Raw genomic sequence first — 17,304 nt, 5'->3', positions numbered from 1 at the left:
CACCTCTTGACAGGCAGTGGTGATGCTTGATTACTTGGCTTTGCCGACGCTAACCGAATGTTCGGTCGGTACACAAGGTGGTGGAAAACGTGACGCAGGCCACTGACGTCTCTCCCGGTCCGGTCGAGACGATGTTCGCCGCGGACCTGGCTTCCCGGAATCTCGGCATCGAGCTGACGCACCACGGCGAAGGGACCGCCGAGGTGCGGATGACCGTGACACCGGCGATGGTCAACGGGCATCGGATCGCCCACGGCGGCTTTCTCTTCCTGCTCGCCGACACCGCGTTCGCCTGTGCCTGCAACAGCCACGGACCCGTGACGGTCGCGGCGGCGGCCGACATCGTCTTCATCGCCCCGGCCCATGAGGGCGACGTCCTCGTGGCGACGGCCTGCGAGCGCACCCGGTACGGCCGCAGCGGGATCTACGACGTGAGCGTGCGGCGCGGCGAAGAGGTGATCGCGGAGTTCCGCCGGCGCAGCCGCAGCCTACGAAGCGAGAAGACGAAGGAGTCGCAATGAGCAGCGAAGTGACGGCCCCGGTGGATCAGGGGCCCCGGCTGGGACAGCCCCTCCCGGACGAGCTGCTGGACAGCGGCGAGCGCATGACCCGCGAGCAGCTCCGCGATGTGCAGCTCAGCCGGCTCCGCGCGACCCTCCGCCACGCCTACGACAACGTCGAGCTGTACCGCAGGAAGTTCGACGAGGCCGGCGTGGCCCCCGACGACTGCCGCTCCCTCGAGGACCTGGCCCGCTTCCCCTTCACCACCAAGGCCGATCTGCGCGAGACCTACCCCTTCGGCATGTTCGCCGTCCCCATGTCCGAGGTCCGGCGCATCCACGCCTCCAGCGGCACCACCGGCCGCCCCACCGTGGTCGGCTACACCGAGAACGACCTGTCGACCTGGGCCGACCTCATCGCCCGGTCCATCCGCGCCGCGGGCGGCCGGCGCGGCCACAAGGTCCACATCTCCTACGGCTACGGCCTGTTCACCGGCGGCCTCGGCGCGCACTACGGAGCCGAGCGCGCCGGATGCACCGTGATCCCCGCCTCCGGCGGCATGACCGCGCGCCAGGTGCAGATCATCCGGGACTTCGAGCCCGAGATCATCATGGTCACGCCCTCCTACATGCTGACCCTGCTCGACGAGTTCGAGCGGCAGGGCGTGGACCCGCGCACCAGCTCCCTGAAAGTCGGCATCTTCGGCGCCGAGCCCTGGACGGAGGCGATGCGCCGCGAAATAGAGGAGCGCATGGACATCCATGCCGTCGACATCTACGGACTGTCGGAGGTCATGGGCCCGGGTGTGGCGCAGGAGTGCGTGGAGACCAAGGACGGACTGCACGTCTGGGAGGACCATTTCTGTCCCGAGGTCGTCGACCCCATCACCGGTGAGGTGCTGCCCGACGGCGAGAGCGGCGAGCTGGTGTTCACCTCGCTGACGAAGGAAGCCCTGCCGATCATCCGCTACCGCACGCGTGACCTCACCCGCCTGCTGCCCGGCACCGCACGGCCCGCCTTCCGCCGCATCGAGAAGATCACCGGCCGCAGCGACGACATGATCATCCTGCGGGGTGTGAACGTCTTCCCGAGCCAGATCGAGGAGGTCGTGCTGCGCGTGCCCGACGTCGCGCCGCACTTCCAGATCCACTTGACCCAGCGCGGTCGCATGGACCACATGACGGTCCACATCGAGGCCCGTCCCGGCGCCGGGCCGGAGCAGCGCGAGGCGGCCGCCAGGACGATCACCAAGGGTGTGAAGGACTCGGTCGGCATCAGCGTCGAGGTGTGCGTGGTCGATCCGGAGAGCCTGGAGCGCTCGGTGGGCAAGATTCGCCGGGTCCGGGATCTGCGCCGGGGATGAGGCCCGGCCCTGGCCGCCGCGACCGGTGGACACGACCACCGGTCGCGGCGTGACGGTCAGGGCGCCAGGTTCTGCCCGAGGTGGGCGCCGGCGGGTGTGCCCAGGGCGGTGTCGCGCAGGGCGACGGTCCGGGCGAGGCCGAAGCCGGTGCCGCTGACGGGTGTGTACAGCAGCAGGCCGTTGCCCGCGTCCTCGCCTTCCGCGCCGAAGACGAGCCCCGCGCGTCCGTGGCCGGTCATGTCCGTCAGGGCGACGGAGGAACCGAACCGGTCGCCCGTCTCCGCCGCGTCCAGGATCCCAGGGGTGTCCTGGTTGAGGGCGAAGGAGCCGGTGGTCGTCAGACCGGACGCGGAGCCGCGGAGCAGGGTCGCCTGCCCGGCGTCGCGGTGGTGGACGCCGTCGCGGGTGAGGCCTTCTCCGGGGGCGCCGACGAGGACGTCCGCGTAGCCGTCCGCGTCGTGGTCCTCGACCGAGACCGCCTCGCCGAAACCGTCACCGGCCCGGTCGGTGCCCGCCACGCCCACACCGTCCTGGTGGACGACCTTCATTCCGGTGGTGGTGAGCCCGGTCGCCGCACCGCGGACCACGGTGACCTGGCCCCCTGCCGCACCGCCCGATTCCGGGGCGTGGGGCTGGCCGATGACGAGGTCGTCGTACCCGTCGCCGTCGATGTCGCCCGCGGCGACGCAGCGGCCGCCCCGCACCGGGAGGACTCCCCGCTCGGTCAGCCCGCGCGCGGAGCCGGCGAACCACACAACACGCCCGGTGCCGCCGGTGTCGGTGTAATTGAGGGCGACGTCCGCGTAGCCGTCCCCGTTGAAGTCGCCGGTCGTGGCGTCCAGGTGGGAGACCGGGCCGTTGGCGGTGGTCAGCGGCCCGGCGGTGGTGGCGCCCGCGGTCAGCCGTACGCTCCAGGTGCCGCCGTTGCTGGTACCGGCCGCGAAGACGTCCGCGCGGCCGTCGCCGTCGAAGTCGCCGACGGCGACCGCCGAGCCGAACCGCGCCCCGGCCGGTTCGACGCCGGAGGTGGTGTACGAGAACCCGGAGTCCAGACCGGGCCCGTACAGGACGGTGACCGCGCCCCGGTCGGCGTGCCCGTGGCCGTCGTCCTTGCCGGGCACACCGATCGCGAGGTCGGCGTAGCCGTCGCCGTTGACGTCGCCCCACGCGGTAGCGGCGCCGAAGTTGTCGCCGGGGGCGGAGGAGCCGGGGACCCCGGGGCTGTCCTGGGTGATCGTCACCTTCGAGGCTGCGGCCGGGCCGTCGAGGCCGCCCGGGATCACCGTCACGCCGCCGGCGCCGCCCGACGCCCTGGGCATGCCGGCGGCCAGGTCGCCGGTGCCGTCGCGGTTGAAGTCGGAGGTGGGCGGCGCGTGCGAGATCCCCGGTGTCCCGGCCAGCTCGGCGATCCGGGCGGCCTCCCCGGCGGTACCGCCGCCGTCGGCACGGGTAACGCTGCCGGTGCCCAGCGCGACCTTGCCGGCCGGGTCGATGCCGTACATCCCGAACTTCCACGCCACGATCCGCGCGATGGCGTCCCGCGCGACCGGGCTCGGCTTTGCGGTCGTGAAGTCGCCGATGAAGGAGATGCCGACCGTGCCGGTGTTGGAACCGCGCTCGTGCGCGCCGACCACCGGCAGGTCCGTGCCGCCACCGCGGCCCTCGAAGACCTGACCGCAGCGGTCGACGACGAAGTTGTAGCCGATGTCCTCGTAGCCGCGCGCGAGGTGACCCTGCTGGAGGGTGCGCAGCCGTGCGCCGGACTGGGCGCAGGAGAGCTCGTTGTCGCTGCCTGCCCCGGTGTCGTGGACGACCGCGGCCTCGATCCGCGTTCCGTACCTCGGTGTGCTGCCGTGTCCGGTCCAGGCGCCCCACTGCGCCTGAGTGATGACCGGCGGCCGCACCACCGTCGACGGGCGCGCGGCCGGGACGGTGCGCGGTGCGCCGACCGGCGCGGACCCGGTGGCCTGGGCGGACCCGGTGGACGAGGCGGGCTCGGACCCAGTCGTGCCCCCGGACCCCGTGCCGGGGTCCAGCAGCTTCACGTCCAGCCCCGCGGGCAGACCCGTGGCGGGCGTGCCGTCGTCCTTGAGGACCCGCACCTCAACACCGTCCGCGTCACCGGTCCACACGGAAGCGGTGCCGCCCCGGATCCCGGCCCGCCGGGCCTCCGCCCCGTCGGCGGACAACGGGTCGTCCGGCAGCCTCCGCCAGTCCGACCACTCGCCGGTCGCCACCGAGCGGGAGCGCAGCTCGGCGGTGCCGCCCAGCTCGGCACGCGGGTCGTCCCAGGTCAGCAGCGCGGCACTGAACCGGTCCGTGTCCCACTGAGGCAGCGCCCAGTGCCCCTCGCCCGGGTCTGCCGGCCGCAGCGTCTGCACGGCCGGTATCCGCCCATGTCCCCGCGGCTGTTCGGGCGGAGACGCCATCGCGTAGGTGACGACTCCGGCCCCCGTCAGCACGGCGGCCCCACCCGTCAGCCACACTCGCCGGTTCAGGCTCCGTAACACGTTCGACCGCCCAGTTCGGCGACCCACCATCCCACCCCAAGAAAGTCCGACGCTCGGCACGCGTGTCACAGGTGCCACTAGCCAAGCGCACGGACCTCACCAGGTGTCACACCCGTGGGCGCCGCCGTGTGCTCAGTCCTTGTGCTTGCCCAGCTTGTCCACGGCGTCCTGTGCCTTGTCGACGACGGTGTCGATCGTGCTGCTGTGCTTGCGCCCGGTCTTGCCGTCGATGAAGTCGCCGGCCTTCTCCAGTCCGTCGGAGATCTTGTCACCGTGGGCTTCGGCGATGTCCTCGACCTTGCCCTTCAGGTTCTTCAGCTGGTCGAACATGCGCGTGCGGCTCCTCTACGGGGCTGTAGTAGCTCGGGGCGTCATGATCTCACGACGGGGGCCAGGCCCGGCCAGGCCCGGCTGGGTTTGGCCAGGCCCAGATGCACGACCGTGCAGGCTGCGGAAGGATCGGTACCGGGGGCGGAGCGGACGCGCGCCGCCGCGCGGCTCACCCCCGACCGGTGCCTCGGCCTGCCCGAGCTGGGGGCAACGCCCGTTCCGGCGTTCTTACCGGAGCACTCCCATGTTGTCGAAGCGCATTCTGTACCGACCCACTCGTTCCACGGATCGTTCCACCGAGCCGGTGGCTCGGCACGCCGCCGCGGTCACGGCGACCGCCGCCGACTGCGGTCTGCTGCTCATCAGGCTCACCTTCGGCCTGCTGATGGCCGGGCACGGCGCGCAGAAGCTGTTCGGGCTCTTCGGGGGGCGCGGCCTGACCGCCACCGGTCAGGGGTTCGCGGCCCTCGGCTACCGCCCGGGAAAGCTGTTCGCCGCGATCGGCGGTCTGTCGGAGTTCCTGGGCGGCCTCGGTCTCGCCCTCGGGCTGCTGACCCCGCTCGCGGCCGCCGCCCTGATCGGAGTCATGATCAATGCGATGGCGACCGTCACCGGCGTCCACGGACTGTGGGAGACGGACGGCGGAGTGGAATACAACGTGTGCATCGCCGTCGTCGCCCTGGGGATCGCCGCCATCGGGCCGGGTCGGCTGGCCGTCGACCGGTTCTTCCGATGGGGCGCGGGCGGCTGGAGCGAGGCGGCCCTCGCCCTGGCCCTGGGCGGCGCGGGCGCCGCGGTCACGCTCAGTCTCTAGTGCTGCGACCGGACACAGCACTAGCCCGCGGCGCCGGGGAAACGCCGAAAACCCCGTGGCGCGCGGAGCCGTAGGGTCCTGGGCCGTCTGCGTGCCGCGGAACTGACGGTCTGTGAGGCGTCCGTGGGGCGTCGCCGCCCACCCTCACACGACCAGTCCGCGACACCGGGCAGAATGGGGGTGATCACCAACCCCCAGGAGACGAACGACCCATGGAATTCCGCGATGACGTGGATCTTGATGCTTCTCAGGTCGATGACCGCGGCAGCGGCGGCGGTGGCATTCCCGGAGGCGGGCTCACCATCGGCGGCGGTGTCATCGGCGTCGTCGTCGTGGTCGTCGCACTGCTCCTGGGTGTCAACCCGGCGGGTCTCCTGAACGGCGGCGGCTCGAACTCCGCGACGCAGCAGCAGGGAGAGGACCTGAGCGCGAAGTGCCGGAAGGGCAGTGACGCCAACCAGTCGGAGAAGTGCCGTGTGGTGGGCGTGGTCAACAGCATCCAGCGTTACTGGCAGGGCGCTCTCCCCGAGCACTACCAGCAGTCCTACAGCAAGGCCGGAACCCATCTGGTCTCCGGCACCTGGAGCACGGGGTGCGGCCGGGCCTCCTCGGCCATGGGCCCGTTCTACTGCCCGGCCGACCGCGGTGTCTACCTCGACCTCGGTTTCTTCCGTGACCTGGAGGACAGGTTCGGCGCCAAGGGCGGCCCCTTCGCGCAGGCGTACGTCATCGGCCACGAGTACGGGCATCACGTGCAGAACCTGCTGGGCACCATGAACCGCGCCGGCCGGGACCGCACGGGAGCCGACAGCGGCTCGGTCCGGCTGGAGCTCCAGGCCGACTGCTACGCCGGGGTCTGGGCCAAGAACGCCGTCACCACCGGCTTCTTCGACAAGCCGTTCACCGACACCGACATCCGCGAAGCCCTCGACGCCGCGGAGGCCGTCGGCGACGACCGCATCCAGGAACGCACCCAGGGCCGCGTCGACCCGGAAGGCTGGACCCACGGCAGCTCGCAGCAGCGGGTCCACTGGTTCACCACCGGGTACACCACGGGCTCCCCGGCCCGGTGCGACACCTTCACCGGCGCCATCTGACCAAGTGAAGGCCCCGGCCGGGTAACCCGGCCGGGGCCTTCACCGTCCGTGCGGGCCTTGCTGTCGTCAGCGCCGGTCCAGCAGGAAGTCGTACACCGCCTGGCGGCCCCTGTCGTCGGCCGCCCTGCTCTGCACCGAGTGCGCCGCACCCGGCACCACCACGACCTGGGCCCGCGGCGTCAGCCTCTTCTGGTCGTAGAGCCATTCCAGCGGGGTCGACAGGTCCCGGTCACCGCCGAGCAGCAGGACCGGTACGCCCGGCAGCCTGCGGTGCTCCGGAGGCAGCGGCGGCACCGGCGTGCGCGGCCAGTGCAGACAGCTCAGCATCGAGCCGAGGCCTGTCGCCGTGGCGGCGTCGAAGGGGCCGTAGTCGGCCGGTGTCAGCTCCGCACCGGCCTTCTCCAGCGCCTCCCGGCGTCCGGCCGGCGGAGCGTCCGCCCTGCCCCAGGGGTAACGCCCGTCCAGGCACAGCGTGGAGGCGTGCAGCCCCTGGCTGAGCTCCTCGGCGCTCGCCGCGCTTCCCTCCCGCACACCCGCGATCAGGCCCCGCAGCAGCCCGGGGTCGCCGTTCGCCGCCTTGTGCAGCGCGTCGATCATCTCCGCGTAGTCGGGGTCCACGAACTCCCAGGTGGTCAGCGCGTCGATCACGTCGACGCCGTTGCCGTACCGGGCGACCACCTCGGCCAGGTCCGCCGCCGGGTCCGTGGTGCAGCCCGTCGCCCGGCAGGCAGCCGTCAGCACGCGCGGCGCGGCGCGCAGGGCGGCGCGGTCCATCGGGTCGTATCCGGTCTGCGGCACCACCGAGTCCAGGACCAGCCGGGCCACGTGCTGCGGGTGGGCCAGGGCGTACCGTTCCGCGGTGTACGTGCCGTACGAGACGCCGTCGAGCGTCATCCTGCGCACGCCCAGGGCCCGGCGCAGCAGGTCCAGGTCCGCGACCGTGTCACCGGTGCCGTAGAAGCGGCGGTCGGGACCGATGGCCGCGGCGCAGTCCGTCACCGCCCGGGCCGTGGGCGGGGTCAGGTCGGACGACCCCATCTCCTCCTGCAACTGCGGGCACCGCAAGGCGGCTTCGCCGGTGCCGCGCTGGTCGATCATGACGAGCCGGTAGTCCTTCAGGACCGGCGTCAGCCTCTGGCTCAGCCGCTCGACGAAGGGCACGCCCGGCTGCCCCGGACCGCCCGTGAGGAAGAGCAGTACGCCCTTGGGGGCCTTGACGTTGTCCGCCATCGCGACCCTCAGGCCCAACCGGCCCGGCACGCCGCCGCCGTGGTCGATCGGGACGGTCAGCGTGGCGCAGGTGAAGCCCTTCAGTCCCGGGCAGGCCGCGGCGCCGGAGAGTCCCCCGCTCTCCCCGGCCGGCGCCGCGGCTGCCCGGTCCTGTGCCGCGGACGTGCACGTCCCCGACAGCATCAGCAGGCTGACGGCGGCCAGTAGGGCCGTCCCCAGCCTCGCGGGTCTCCCGCTCCCGCGCCCCCTCGGGACCTTCCGCATCCCCTGCCAACCCCGCATTCCCCGCACCCCCGTGTCGTCGGCCCGTGTCGTCGGCGTCCCCGGCGTCCCCCGTGTTTCCGGCATCCCCGTTTCCTCCGTGTTCCGGTGTCCGGCCTTCGGCGCCGCACCAGCCTGCGCCGAACAGGCCTGCCGGCGCGAGCTTCCGTGCGACGATTCGAGCACGTTCGAAGCAGAACAAGAGCAGAACGAGAGCAGAACCGAAGCGGAACGAGGCGGCGGCAGGGGGACGGGCGGTGATCGAACTCATCGTGGACGCAGAGGGGTTGGCCCGCACCCGGTTCGCCGTCTCGCCGCTGCACGAGGTCACGGCGACGCTGCTCCCGTGGGGCCTGCGCCCGGCCACGGGCACCGATCCGTGGGTCGCGCACGCCCGGCGCGTGCTGCGCCGGGCACGGCTGCCCCTGCTGTCGGAACTGGCCCTGGACCGCGGCGGCTACGTACCGGACTTCCTCAGCCCGCACCCCACCGGACCCTCGCCCACCGTCGAGGAGGAACTGGAACAGGTCCGGAACACCCCGCCCGCCCGGGTCCTGTTCGAGTTGGAGGCGCTGCGCGACGGCCGCCCGCACAACGGCCTGGCCGGTGCGGAGGTGCCCCCGAGGGTGAGCCGGGCCATGGACCGCGGCGGCGGATACGTCGCCCGGCAGGTCGCGGAGGAACTGCGGCGCTACTGGGACCTGGCCTTCGCCCCGTACTGGGAGGCCGCACGGGCGGTCCTCGAAGCGGAGGTCGACCGCTGCGCCGGTGTGCTGGCCCGGCATGGCGCGGCCGCGCTCTTCAACTCCCTGCATCCCGGCATCGCGTGGTCCGACGGCACGCTGCGCGTCGACAGCCGGTTCACCGTGGAACTGGCCGTGCCCCTGCTCATCGTGGTGCCGTCACTGGTGGTGCCACAGCCGTCCGTGGCCGTGGACCCGGTGCGCGGTCGACGCAGGCCGCCCATGGTCGCCTGTCCCGTGCGCGACCGGGCCGCCGTTCCGCGGCCTCCGTCCGACGAGTTGGCCAGACTGCTCGGTCCCACCCGGGCCGGACTGCTCACCGCGCTGGCGCGCCCGGCCTCCACCACCGAGCTGGCACGACATCACTTCCTCAGTCCCGCCACGGTCTCGTACCACCTGGGCGTACTGCACAAATCGGGCCTCGTCACCCGCGCCCGCTCCGGCCGCGCGGTGCTCTACCACCGCACCCCGGCGGGCTCCCGGCTGGCGGGCACCCGATAGGCCCGGGCGCCGGCCGTCATGCGAGCACCGTGCGCCCTCGACTCCGGAAGTGGCTTGTTCCGCTCGGTCCGACGGCGCCGGCGCGAGGGCCGAAACCACGGGTGGCCCCGTGCCACGTCCGGGTGCCGCCTGCCGTACCCGCCGTTGTCACCAGCCGTTCCCGCCGTGTTGGCGGCAGGGGCCCAGCATGGGCGCCGCTCGAACACGCTTTTAACGTACAGACGGCAGGAGTTCGGACATGGGCCACGGCCACAGTCACGCCCACGGGCACCACCACCACGACCACGGGCACGGCACGGGCGGCGGGTCCCTGCCGCCGGCGCTGGACCTGGAGGTCCCCGACACCGAGTTGACGCCCGATCAGCTGTCCCGCAGGTCCATGCTGCGCCGCACCGGCCTGCTCGGTGCCGGACTGGCGGCGGGCAGCGTGCTCGCCGGCGCCGGACAGGCGGCCGCGTCCCAGGGCCAGGACCAGGGTCAGAACCAGAGCCGGCAGTCCGCGGAATCCTCCCGTTCCGGGGGATACCTGTGGCTGGCCGGCGACCACCACATCCACACCCAGTACAGCTCCGACGGCAAGTACCGGGTCGTCGACCACGTGCGCCAGGCCAACGCGCACGGCCTGGACTGGATGGTCATCACCGACCACGGCAGCGAGCAGCACGCCAAGATCGGTGTGGAGAAGGTCAACCCGGACATCGTCGCCGCCCGCGGACAGATCTCCGACACGCTGGTCTTCCAGGGCCTGGAGTGGAACATCCCGGCCGCCGAGCACGGCACCGTCTTCGTCCACCCCGGCTCGAATGAGGTCGCAGTGCTGAAGGAGTTCGAGAACTCCTTCGACGGGGCCGTGAAGAAGGCCACCGCCAACACCCCCGCCAACGAGGCGCTCGCCATCGCGGGCGTCAACTTCCTCGCCGAGCAGGTCCAGCGCCGCAAGGTCAAGGACGCCCTGTTCCTGGCCAACCACCCCGCCCGCAAGGGCATCGACTCCCCGCACGAGATCCGTGCCTGGCGCGACGCTCAGCCGACGATCGCCGTCGGCATGGAGGGCGCCCCCGGCCACCAGGCCGCCGGCCTGCGCGCGCCGGGCGGCCCCGGCTCGGGCCGGGGTTACTACGACGGCAGCCCCGGCGCCGACTCCTTCTCCGGCTACCCGCTGGAGAGCTACCGCACCTGGGGCGGCTTCGACTGGATGACCGCGACCGTGGGCGGTCTCTGGGACAGCCTGCTGGCCGAGGGCAAGCCCTGGTGGATCACCGCCAACTCCGACTCCCACAGCGTCTACGCCGACTCCTCCGTCCGCGGGCCGGGCAGCAACTTCAACGCCAACGGCCACTACGAGGACCCCGTCCACGGCGGCGCGCTGAACCTGGGCGACGGCGACTTCTGGCCCGGCCAGTACTCCCGCACCCACGTCGGTGCCGCCTCCTTCTCCTACCAGGCGGTCATGGAAGGCATCCGCGCCGGCCGCGTCTGGGTCGACCACGGCGGGCTGATCAGCGGCCTCAACGCCCAGCTGCGCTCCGGCGGCAAGGCCGTCACCCTCGGCGACGTGCTGCACGTGCGCCGCGGCAGCCAGGTCGACCTGGTCGTCGAGATCAGCCTCGCCAACGGCCCGAACTGGGCGCAGTTCGTGCCGAAGCTGGCCCGGGTCGACGTGATCCAGGGCGACGTCACCGGCCGGGTCTCCGACAAGGACGCCTTCATCACCCCGGACACCAAGGTCGTGAAGTCCTTCGAGGTGGACAAGTCCACCGGCTCGGTGCGTCTGACGTACTCCCTCGGCCCCGTGGACAAGCCGGTGTACGTGCGGCTGCGCGGCACGGACGGCAACCGCACGGCGGTCGGTCTGCGCGGTGCCTCCGTGGACCCGGCCGGACCGGCGATGGACGTGGTCGGCGACGCCGACCCGTGGAAGGACCTGTGGTTCTACTCCAACCCGATGTGGGTCCTGCCCGCATGACCGGTACGCCCGGCGGACCCGGCGTCCCCACCGTGATCGGTGTGGACGCCGGGTCGGCGGACCTGCGCGGCGCCGACCACCTCGCCCAGGAGCTGGTGGCGCGGCTCGGCCTGCCGGACGCCACTGTCGTCTGCACGCACCCGGTCCGCAGCGGCGAGCGGCCGCACATCGCCGTCTCCCTGGCGCTGGCGGACGCGGACACCGCGGCCTCGGTGTGGCCCCGGCTCGTCGCCCTCCTCGCGGTCCTCGCGGACGAGGGCCGGCCGCCGTCCGGCGCGGCCTTCGGCGCGCTGCGGCACGGCCCGGAGCCGTACGCGAACGGCTCCGCCCTGGCCGCGGCCGAGCAGCAGACCCGCGAGCAGGGACGTGCCGTCGTCTACCCCGGTGTCCAGCGTCTCGTCGGCACGGTCCCGCTGAGCTTCCTCCTCCAGCACACCGCGATCGATCGGGTCACCGTCATCGGGGCGCCGTCCGGCCCCGGCAGCGGCCCGGAACCGGACACCTCGGTGACGACCCGCGATCACGTGCGCCCTCTGTGGCAGGACGGACAGCTCGTGCTGCCGCTCGTGCCCGCCGCGGGCGGCGTCCTCGCCCCCTTCGAGGTGCCCGACCCCACGCCCTGCTGCGCCGATCACGGCTGACGCCCGTCCCGGTCGGCGGCATGCCCCGGAAGAAGTCCTTCCGCCTCGCGGTCCCAGCAGGTCACAACGGGTCCGCGGGGCAGTAGGGTCCGATCCATCCAGCCCCGTGTCGTGGTCGAAGGAGGGGCAACCGTGGATCTCGAGGCGCTTCGTTCCTTCCTGGCCGTGGCCAAGCACCGCAGTATCTCCAAGGCCGCCGCCGGCTCGTACGTCACGCAGCCGACGATGAGCCAGCGGCTGCGGCGGCTGGAGGAGAGTCTCGGTTTCGCGCTGTTCGAGCGGGGGTGGAAGGGCGCGGTGCTGACCCCGCAGGGCGCGTACTTCCTGCCGTACGCCACCCAGCTCATCCGGGATCTGTCCAACGCCTCCGCGGTCCTGGGCAAGAAGGACCCGTCCCGGCCGCGGAGCTTCGCCGAGGTGGCCGGCCATCCGCACAAGGTCGTCTTCGGCGTGGACAACTGGCTGTCGGAGCGGTCCGTGCGGGCCGTGGTGAGCAGCGCGCTGGACGTGTACGGGGCGGACGAGTTCCGGGTGACCAGCCGGCCGGCCACGACGGTGATCGACCTGCTGGAACTCAACCAGCTGGACGCCGGGCTGTTCTACTCCACGGAAGCGGACCACCCGTTCCACACCGACGTCGTCGGCATCGAGGACATGGCGCTCGTCCATCCGCCGGGGACGGTTCTCGAGGAGGTCAGCGCCCCCGCCCTGAAGGAGCTGCTGTCCCGCTACCGGTTCGTGCTGTTCGACAATCCGGTGCTGACGCACCATGCGAGGATCACGACCACGCTGATCGAGACGTACGAGATCTCCCGCTTCCACGTGGTGGACGACTACCGGACCATGCACGCGCTGATCCGGCTGGGGGAGTACATCACCGTGGTTCCGGCCGGTGTCGTCCTCGGCGACCGGGGGCAGCGGGCGACGGACCTGCCCTCGGCCCGGCTGCCCGGACTGCTTCCGCAGATCAACGTCACGGTGGGGGTCAGCGACGCGGGCCGGGACCACGGGGTGACCGAGGCGTTCGCGGCGTCCGTCGCGCGGTTCCTCGACGAGGACCCGCCCGGCGCCCCGGACGGCGGTCCGCCCGGGACGGGGTGACCCGCGCCGACGCGCGGGTCCTCCGCTTCCCGGGCAGGTCCTCAGCGCGTGGCGGGACCGGGTTCCGGCTGGACGCCCGCGGCCGTCGTGACGGCGGCGTCCTCGTCGCCGGTACGGCCGGTCTTCTTCGGCGCCGTCTCCTGGAGGAAGGACGCGGCCACCACGCACAGCAGCAGTCCGCCGAGTGCCAGGTAGAGCACGGTGTGGATGCCGTGGTGCTGGGCCAGGTACCCGGCGACGGACGGGGCCACGCCGCCGCCGAAGATCTCCGCGACACCCATCACGGTGCCCGCCGCGGCGGCGCAGGCCGGAGATGCTGGTCAGCACGTTCTCCAGTCGCGTGTTGTGGAACGCGTCGTAGCGGTGCTTGACGACGACGACGTCGTGGGCCTCCGGCTTCAGGTCGTCGACGACCTGCGCACCGAAAGTGCCCTCGCGCATTCCCGCGCTCAGCAGCGCCGGGTTGTAGGTGGATTCCAGCGGAGACACATTGAATGTGTCCAGCAGAATGTGCTGGGTGTAGACGACCGGAATACCGGCCGCCCGGCACTCGGCGACGACCTCCTGCATCCGGGGTATCCGATGGCGTGCCATCGGCACTTCCATCGGATATCCCTCGAGGACAAAGTCGTTCTGCATGTCGATCACGAGCAGAGCCGTCTTCTGCGGATTCACGCGCCACATCGCGTTCAACGGATGAACTCCTCTTGCGTTTCGAATACGGAAGGCCGGAGAACATGGCCCGAGGATTGGGCCAGAGCCTAACCGTGAAACGCACCCTGCCAGTCATAGGAATTCTTTATACCGTCGCGGTGCGGCACCGAGCGTCCGCGGTCCGATCAGCCGAGGCCGTGCGGCGTGCGCGTTGCCCTGCCCGGCGGGCGTCCCTACCAGGCCACCGGCAGCTCCAGGGGGAACCGCCTGATCGTCTTCTGGTCCCAGCGCACCTCCTCCGGCGGCACCGCGAGCCGCAGCCCCGGGAAGCGCTCCATGAGCCGCCCGATGGCCACTTCGAGCTCTGCCATGGCCAGAGGCATCGCGATGCACCGGTGCCCGCCCCAGCCGAACGTCATATGAGGGGAGTTCGGCCGGTCGACGTCGATGTCGTGCGGGTCCGTGTAGCGCTCCGGGTCGCGGTTGGCCGTCAGGTACGACACGTGGACGTAGTCGCCCGCCCGGATCAGCACACCGCCCAGCTCCACGTCCTCGAGAGCCACCCGGGGGATGCCGACCCCCTTGCGGAACGGGATGTGGCGGAGCAACTCGTGGAGCACCTCGGGCAGGGCCTCGGGCCGGCTCCTGACGCGTTCCGCCAGCTCGGGCCGGGTCAGGAGCAGGTACACGATGTCGCTGATCTCGCAGGTCGCCGTGTCCTGGCCGCTGAGCGCCAGCATGAGCGTCATGACCGCCAGTTCCCGGTCGTCCAGCTGCTCCTTGCCGTCCCGCGCCGCGGCCATCGCGCTGATGAGGTCGCTGCCGGGCGACTTCCTCCGCTGTGCGACGAGTTCGCCGAAGTAGGCCGTCAGATCCCTCTTGGCGTCCGCCGCGGCCTCCTTGGTGTCCGCGCCGACGACGAGCAGTTGGTGCACCGCCTTCTGGATCCGGGGCCATTCCTCCCGCTCGATGCCGAGGAGGTCCAGGACGGTGTGCTGGGGAAGAGGGTCGGAAAGGTGCCGGATCAGGTCCGCCGGTGGGCCCTCCTCCTCCATGCGGTCCAGCAGATCGTCCGCGAGCCGGACGATCCGGTGGCGCATGTTCTCCACCTGCGGCTGGGTGAAGGCCTGTGAGGCCAGATGACGGACGCGGCTGCTGTACGGCGGGTCCATCACGTTGATCGACTCGGGCGACACGATGGGCTCCGGCGTCATCCGGGGGTAGTCGCGTCCGATGATGCCCGCCCGGCTGAACCGCTGGTCGGTGGTCACCTGCTTGACGGCGTCGAAGCCGGTGACCAGCCAGGCGTCCGCGTCGCCGTAGCGCAGCCGGATCCGTGCGGGGGTGTCGCGGCACATCAGGTCCGCGAGGGAGGGATCGAACTCCAGGGCTTCGCTGAAGTCGAACGGGCAGACGGCCGTCTCGTTGTCCGTGGTCATCAGGTCGCTTCCTTCGGGCATGGGTACGACGTCGGTGGTGTCCAGGCCCGGCGAAGGCTCACGGCGCCGCCGACCGCCGAGCAGAACGAGGCGGGCCGTCCCTCGTTGGCGATCGACACCGGGCCACCGCTGAGCGCGGCGGCCCATCCGCCGCCGAGCGGTGGGAAGGTGACGGAGGCGGTGGCACCGGGCCCCCGAGGTGCGCGCGATCCTCCGGGACGGCGGACGGAGCGCGCGCCGGCCGGTACCCCGGTGAGTGCGGGCGCCAGGGCCGCCGCGGCCCCATTGCCTCCTTGCTGATGGAAACACGCGAGCCGGTGACCCGCTCCGTCAGTCCAGCCAGGTGGGTTAACAAGCCTTTGCGCGACGGCGGCGCCGGTATCGGCCGGTAACGGAAGGACCTCCGACGGCGCACTCTTGACAGCTATCCGTCATGCAGCGTGCAATATATTGCATGCCAGTGCCGCAGAGCCGGGGGCTCGTCTCCAGGTCACTCCTTCGCGACAACGCCTACCGGGCCATCCGGGACGCCATCGTCGACGGCACCCTCGCACCGGGGGAGCGCCTCAACGACAGCGACCTGGTGGAGTGGCTGGGCGTCAGCCGCACACCGGTGCGGGAGGCCCTGGCACGTCTGGAGCAGGCCGGCCTGGTGCGGACGAAGCCCGGCCGCTACACCATGGTCAGCCCCCTGGACGTCCGGGCGGCGCGTGCGGCCCAGTCGGTGACGGCGGCCATGCACGAACTCGCCGTCCGCGAGGCGATGCCCAACCTGTCCGCCGCCGAGCTGGACTCCATGCGCCAGGCCAACGCGCGCTTCGCCGACGCGCTGCGCCGCAACGACGTCGACGCGGCGATCGCCGCCGACGACGCCTTCCACGGCGTCGCCGTCACCGCCTGTGCCAACCCGGCCGTCCGCTCCGTCCTGGAGCAGTTCACGCCGGTGCTGCGGCGCGTGGAGAGACTGCGTTTCTCCTCACTGAGCGGCCGCGGCTCGGTCGCCCAGCACGACCGGATCATCGCGCTGTGCGAGGCCGGAGACGTCGAGGGGGCCGTGGCCGCCACCCGCACCAACTGGCAGACGCTGCTGCCGCTGCTCGACACCCTGCTCCCCGACACCGACTAGGAGCCACAGATGTCCCTCGAGTCCTTCGAGCGCCACCCCCTGCTGTTCGGCCCCAGCCCCGTCCACCCGCTGGACCGGCTCAGTGACCATCTCGGCGGTGCCCGTATCTGGGCCAAGCGGGAGGACTGCAACAGCGGGCTGGCCTTCGGCGGCAACAAGACCCGCAAACTCGAGTACCTGGTCCCCGACGCGCTCAGCAAGGGCGCGGACACCCTGGTCAGTATCGGCGGCGTCCAGTCCAACCACACCCGGCAGGTGGCCGCGGTCGCCGCGAGGGTGGGTCTGAAGGCCGTCCTGGTGCAGGAGAGCTGGGTGGACTGGCCGGACGCGGTCAACGACAAGGTCGGCAACATCCTGCTGTCCCGCGTCATGGGCGCCGACGTACGGCTGGTCCAGGCGGGTTTCGGCATCGGGTTCAAGGACAGCTGGCACCAGGCCCTGGAGGACGTCCGCGCCGCCGGCGGCACTCCGTACGCCATCCCCGCCGGAGGCTCCGACCACCCCCTGGGCGGCCTCGGCTTCGCCAACTGGGCCTACGAGGTCCAGCGGCAGGAACGTGAACTCGGGGTCTTCTTCGACACGATCGTGGTGTGCAGCGTCACCGGCAGCACGCACGCGGGCATGATCGCCGGCTTCGCGGGCCAGGACAGGCCCCGCCGCGTGCTGGGCATCGATGCCTCGGCCAAGATCGACGAGACCCGCGCCCAGGTGGAGAAGATCGCCCGCAACACAGCCGAACTCATCGGCCTCGGCCGGGAGTTGCGCGACGACGAGATCATCGTCCTGGAGGGCTGGGCCGGCGACTTCTACGGCATCCCCGTCCAGTCCACCCTGGACGCCATCCGCCTCACCGGCCGCCTCGAAGGCATGATCATCGACCCCGTCTACGAGGGCAAGTCCATGGCCGGGCTCATCGACCTCGTCCAACGCGGAGACATCCCCAAGGACTCCAACGTCCTGTACGCCCACCTGGGCGGCCAGCCCGCCCTCAACGCCTACAGCGGCGCCTTCCACTGACCCGGGCAGG

The 17,304-nt window shown here is 71.7% G+C and carries 15 protein-coding genes and 1 pseudogene; 10 read left to right on the top strand and 6 right to left on the bottom strand.

Annotation, left to right across the window (positions count from 1 at the left end):
- The first annotated feature begins 89 nt into the window (after positions 1 to 89).
- Positions 90 to 521 (top strand): hydroxyphenylacetyl-CoA thioesterase PaaI, encoded by a 432-nt coding sequence (gene paaI, locus ACWEK3_RS13570; RefSeq protein ID WP_453249722.1) that lies wholly within the window; start codon positions 90 to 92, stop codon positions 519 to 521.
- Positions 518 to 1,864, top strand: coding sequence for a phenylacetate--CoA ligase PaaK (gene paaK, locus ACWEK3_RS13565; protein WP_453249721.1), 1,347 nt, complete (start codon positions 518 to 520; stop codon positions 1,862 to 1,864). The genes paaI and paaK overlap by 4 nt, the downstream gene beginning before the upstream one ends.
- Positions 1,865 to 1,920: 56 nt before the next feature.
- On the opposite strand, the gene ACWEK3_RS13560 is transcribed toward paaK, so the two are convergent.
- Both ACWEK3_RS13560 and ACWEK3_RS13555 read right to left on the bottom strand, forming a co-directional pair.
- Positions 1,921 to 4,326: an FG-GAP-like repeat-containing protein gene (locus ACWEK3_RS13560; RefSeq protein ID WP_453249720.1), complete on the bottom strand. Its 2,406-nt coding sequence runs from the start codon at positions 4,324 to 4,326 to the stop codon at positions 1,921 to 1,923.
- Between the two features lie 180 nt (positions 4,327 to 4,506).
- Positions 4,507 to 4,704 (bottom strand): antitoxin, encoded by a 198-nt coding sequence (locus ACWEK3_RS13555; protein WP_453249719.1) that lies wholly within the window; start codon positions 4,702 to 4,704, stop codon positions 4,507 to 4,509.
- Positions 4,705 to 4,948: 244 nt separating this feature from the next.
- On the opposite strand from ACWEK3_RS13555, the gene ACWEK3_RS13550 reads away from it, so the two are divergent.
- Both ACWEK3_RS13550 and ypfJ read left to right on the top strand, forming a co-directional pair.
- On the top strand, positions 4,949 to 5,518 hold the full coding sequence (locus tag ACWEK3_RS13550) for a DoxX family protein (RefSeq protein ID WP_450537872.1): 570 nt from the start codon (positions 4,949 to 4,951) through the stop codon (positions 5,516 to 5,518).
- Positions 5,519 to 5,730: 212 nt separating this feature from the next.
- Positions 5,731 to 6,615: a KPN_02809 family neutral zinc metallopeptidase gene (gene ypfJ, locus ACWEK3_RS13545; RefSeq protein ID WP_453249718.1), complete on the top strand. Its 885-nt coding sequence runs from the start codon at positions 5,731 to 5,733 to the stop codon at positions 6,613 to 6,615.
- Positions 6,616 to 6,681: 66 nt separating this feature from the next.
- On the opposite strand, the gene ACWEK3_RS13540 is transcribed toward ypfJ, so the two are convergent.
- On the bottom strand, positions 6,682 to 8,028 hold the full coding sequence (locus ACWEK3_RS13540) for an alpha/beta fold hydrolase (RefSeq protein WP_453249717.1): 1,347 nt from the start codon (positions 8,026 to 8,028) through the stop codon (positions 6,682 to 6,684).
- A 335-nt stretch (positions 8,029 to 8,363) separates the two neighbouring features.
- On the opposite strand from ACWEK3_RS13540, the gene ACWEK3_RS13535 reads away from it, so the two are divergent.
- The 4 genes from ACWEK3_RS13535 to ACWEK3_RS13520 all read left to right on the top strand — a co-directional run bounded on the left by ACWEK3_RS13535 (position 8,364) and on the right by ACWEK3_RS13520 (position 13,058).
- On the top strand, positions 8,364 to 9,350 hold the full coding sequence (locus ACWEK3_RS13535; protein WP_450537875.1) for an ArsR/SmtB family transcription factor: 987 nt from the start codon (positions 8,364 to 8,366) through the stop codon (positions 9,348 to 9,350).
- Positions 9,351 to 9,588: 238 nt separating this feature from the next.
- Positions 9,589 to 11,316: a PHP domain-containing protein gene (locus tag ACWEK3_RS13530; RefSeq protein ID WP_450537876.1), complete on the top strand. Its 1,728-nt coding sequence runs from the start codon at positions 9,589 to 9,591 to the stop codon at positions 11,314 to 11,316.
- Positions 11,313 to 11,957: a hypothetical protein gene (locus ACWEK3_RS13525; RefSeq protein ID WP_450537877.1), complete on the top strand. Its 645-nt coding sequence runs from the start codon at positions 11,313 to 11,315 to the stop codon at positions 11,955 to 11,957. Before ACWEK3_RS13530 ends, ACWEK3_RS13525 begins: the two co-directional genes overlap by 4 nt.
- 132 nt (positions 11,958 to 12,089) lie before the next feature.
- Complete coding sequence (locus ACWEK3_RS13520) at positions 12,090 to 13,058, top strand: LysR family transcriptional regulator (protein WP_450537878.1); 969 nt, start codon at positions 12,090 to 12,092, stop codon at positions 13,056 to 13,058.
- A gap of 41 nt (positions 13,059 to 13,099) precedes the next feature.
- Here the strand turns inward: ACWEK3_RS13520 and ACWEK3_RS13515 are convergent, their stop codons facing one another.
- The 3 genes and pseudogenes from ACWEK3_RS13515 to ACWEK3_RS13505 form a co-directional block, all read right to left on the bottom strand.
- Positions 13,100 to 13,342 (bottom strand): hypothetical protein, encoded by a 243-nt coding sequence (locus ACWEK3_RS13515; protein WP_453249716.1) that lies wholly within the window; start codon positions 13,340 to 13,342, stop codon positions 13,100 to 13,102.
- Positions 13,343 to 13,385: 43 nt separating this feature from the next.
- Positions 13,386 to 13,742, bottom strand: a pseudogene (locus ACWEK3_RS13510) (isochorismatase family protein); the annotation flags it as partial.
- A 203-nt stretch (positions 13,743 to 13,945) separates the two neighbouring features.
- Entirely contained in the window at positions 13,946 to 15,151 is a 1,206-nt protein-coding gene (locus ACWEK3_RS13505) for a cytochrome P450 (RefSeq protein WP_450537881.1), read from the bottom strand.
- Between the two features lie 454 nt (positions 15,152 to 15,605).
- Between ACWEK3_RS13505 and ACWEK3_RS13500 the strand changes: the two genes are divergently transcribed.
- Positions 15,606 to 16,277 carry a GntR family transcriptional regulator gene (locus ACWEK3_RS13500; RefSeq protein ID WP_453249715.1) on the top strand — a complete coding sequence of 224 codons (672 nt, stop codon included), beginning with the start codon at positions 15,606 to 15,608 and terminating at the stop codon, positions 16,275 to 16,277.
- 9 nt (positions 16,278 to 16,286) lie between these two features.
- A complete protein-coding gene (locus ACWEK3_RS13495; RefSeq protein ID WP_453249714.1) occupies positions 16,287 to 17,294 on the top strand; it encodes a 1-aminocyclopropane-1-carboxylate deaminase in 1,008 nt (335 codons plus the stop codon).
- Positions 17,295 to 17,304 lie beyond the last annotated feature (10 nt).

The sequence above is a fragment of the Streptomyces sp. NPDC004721 genome (assembly GCF_053601495.1).
This window is presented reverse-complemented; position numbering and strand designations above follow the sequence as displayed.